This window comes from Sphingomonas segetis (assembly GCF_009720245.1).
GTDB lineage: Bacteria > Pseudomonadota > Alphaproteobacteria > Sphingomonadales > Sphingomonadaceae > Sphingomicrobium > Sphingomicrobium segetis.
This window is the reverse complement of sequence record NZ_WJSQ01000251.1, coordinates 1-2,229: the sequence shown is the minus strand read 5'-3', so window position 1 is coordinate 2,229 and position 2,229 is coordinate 1. Positions and strand designations below refer to the sequence as shown.

Sequence of the window (2,229 nt, the reverse complement as noted above, 5' to 3'; positions counted from 1 at the left end):
TCCGGCCCGGTCCAGCGTGGGCAGCCGAACCGCGAGCACGCGCTCGCTCCCGGCGAGCTGGTGCAGGCGCGCCAGCGTGCCTTCGAGGTCCGCGCTCGCGCTGCGGTACGGATCGAGGAACTTCGGGTCGCGCGTGACGGCATAGCCCCGCGCCGCCGTCTCGATGTCCTTGAGATCGGACAAGTAACGATCAAGCTCAAGGAGGGCCTGCTGGCTGCGCTGGGTCGATGAATAGACGTCGAGCAGGCGATAGGTACCTGCGAGCGCCACGGCGCTCACAGTCGCTAGGAAAAAGACGGCAATCCAGAAAAGCTTCGTTGACCGAACTAGCAGAGGTCCTGCTTTGACATACATTCATATTCCCCGTTCGGCACGCCCTCGTGTAACATGGCGAACGGTCCGGGCCAGAATTTATTTCCCGATGCTCCGACAAGTCCCGGATGGGGACAGGCGGCAGCGGGCGAACCTGGGTGGGTGGGTCAGAAGCGCCCGGTGTCGGCGAGCTGCTCTGCCGACAGGCCGCCGGACAGCTCGATCCCGGCCGAGGTTCCGTCCGCCCAGCGCACCGTCCCGCGCAGCCGGATGCCGGCCGCCATCGCCAGCTCCACCGGCATGCCGGCTGAAAGCTGTCCCGAGTGGCTGAGGCCGACGCCGCGCTGCGATATATTGCAGACGATGGTCGCGAAGCTCGTCGAGCCGCTCCTCACTTCGGCGGAGGCCTGGACGGACAGCCGCGGCGGGCGCGCGGTTGCGGCCCAGCGGTCCCTCGCGACCTTGCGGATGAAGGCGGCGCTCGAGATCGGGACCAGGAAGCGGATGCCGGCGCGGTTGCCGTCGCGCCAGACGATCCGTCCCTGGACCGAGTTCGTGCAATCGAAAGCGATCCGTACCGGCGTTCCGAGCGCGCAGGGGAGCACCGTTTCGATCAGCGCGCCGCTGTCGGAGAGGTTGCGGACGGCGCCGAGTCCGCGGTCACCCGGGACGTCGAAACGGACGATCCTGCCAGGCGTGGGATGCCTTCGGCTGCCGCGGCGTTCACCGTCGAGCTGAGCGCCGTGCTCCGCGGATGCGGGCTCTCCGACGATCGGAAGCACCGCCTGTCCCCGATCAGCCATGGTCAGCACCTTCCGGCGCGGCCGCACCGGCGCACTGGCCGGGGATCGCCGAGCACCATTGCTCGAGCGAGCGGTAATGCTCGGCCATCCGGAGATGGATGCTTCGAACCTCCGCGTTCGACGGCCGGCGGCTGCTCGCGAGCGCCTCGCGGCGGCGTCTCGACCAATATTCCTGCATGATGCTCTCCGGCCGCGCCCGTCACGCGGCGAGCGCGGCGGCAAGCGCTGAGCAATAGGCCGCCATTCTGGCGCGGGTATCGAGCGACAGTTCGAGATATTTGCGCCTTTTGTCGGTTGCGTCGTCGAACCGGACGAGCATCCCGGCCTCCGTCAGGTTGACGATCCACCGCAATGCGGTCGTTGGCGGCGCGTCGACGCGGTCGCAAAGGTTGGAGATGGTGAGCCGTTGCTGGCGCGCGTCGGCAAGCGCCATCGCCAGGAGAATATCCCAGGCCGGATCGGAAAAGAGGCCGCCCGGGAGAAACGAGGCGCGGTGCCGGCGCTCGGCGATCAGCCGCTCGAGGATCGGCTCGATTGCCACCCGGCCCGCCGGGTCTGCCGGGAAGAATGCGCCAGGTCCGGAGCCGTAGCGCTGCAGGTCGATCTGTACGTTGCCCATTGCTGTTTCCCCATGCCCATGGATTTCGCCTTGCCTGAATCCTATGGGACAAGGAGGTTGCAGCGACAGATCGGTAATCTACCGACGGTAGTCTTACGGTCGGGAAGCGGGCACGTCATTGGACCCGCTCGCGCCCGCGCTGCGCAGCCGCAGCTCCTGAGGCGGGCTGAACTCCCGTCGCATCAGCCCGCATCGGGCCGGCGGTCGCAGACTGCCGAGAACGGTGGGCGTCGCCTCGGGGAGCTGCGCGCCATGGCCGTAGAAACACCGTCAGTAGTTCTCCGGGATGGTTAGCGGAAGGTAAATCACGGACAAGCCCGCCAGCCGCTCGTCGGCTGCTTCGGATCCATCGTGGAAGGAATATCGCAATGCGCGTGCTGCTGATCGAAGACGAGCCGACGACCGCCAAAAGCATCGAGCTGATGCTCGGTACGGAAGGCTTCAACGTCTATACGACCGACCTTGGCGAGGAAGGCCTCGATCTCGCCAAGCTGT

Annotated in this window: 5 protein-coding genes; 1 reads left to right on the top strand and 4 read right to left on the bottom strand. The window is 66.8% G+C overall.

All coding sequences use genetic code 11. The annotated features are described in order from the left end of the window. The 4 genes from GH737_RS14490 to GH737_RS14475 all read right to left on the bottom strand — a co-directional run. Window positions 1-270, bottom strand: a 270-nt coding sequence (locus GH737_RS14490) for a CHASE3 domain-containing protein (RefSeq protein ID WP_196233225.1), incomplete at its 3' end; no start/stop codon positions are given. A 209-nt stretch (window positions 271-479) separates the two neighbouring features. Beyond that, window positions 480-1,115: a PilZ domain-containing protein gene (locus GH737_RS14485; protein ID WP_155265472.1), complete on the bottom strand. Its 636-nt coding sequence runs from the start codon at window positions 1,113-1,115 to the stop codon at window positions 480-482. Next, a complete protein-coding gene (locus GH737_RS14480) occupies window positions 1,108-1,293 on the bottom strand; it encodes a hypothetical protein (protein ID WP_155265471.1) in 186 nt (61 codons plus the stop codon). Before GH737_RS14480 ends, GH737_RS14485 begins: the two co-directional genes overlap by 8 nt. A 21-nt stretch (window positions 1,294-1,314) precedes the next feature. Beyond that, complete coding sequence (locus GH737_RS14475) at window positions 1,315-1,734, bottom strand: helix-turn-helix domain-containing protein (RefSeq protein WP_155265470.1); 420 nt, start codon at window positions 1,732-1,734, stop codon at window positions 1,315-1,317. A 368-nt stretch (window positions 1,735-2,102) separates the two neighbouring features. On the opposite strand from GH737_RS14475, the gene GH737_RS14470 reads away from it, so the two are divergent. Next, the coding region (locus GH737_RS14470) for a response regulator (RefSeq protein WP_476749621.1) at window positions 2,103-2,229 on the top strand (127 nt) is incomplete at its 3' end.

Bases quoted from the DNA above. Each gene is read 5' to 3' on its own strand.
- GH737_RS14485 (WP_155265472.1), bottom strand. From the start codon at position 1,115: ATGGCTGATCGGGGACAGGCGGTGCTTCCGATCGTCGGAGAGCCCGCA.
- GH737_RS14480 (WP_155265471.1), bottom strand. From the start codon at position 1,293: ATGCAGGAATATTGGTCGAGACGCCGCCGCGAGGCGCTCGCGAGCAGC.
- GH737_RS14475 (WP_155265470.1), bottom strand. From the start codon at position 1,734: ATGGGCAACGTACAGATCGACCTGCAGCGCTACGGCTCCGGACCTGGC.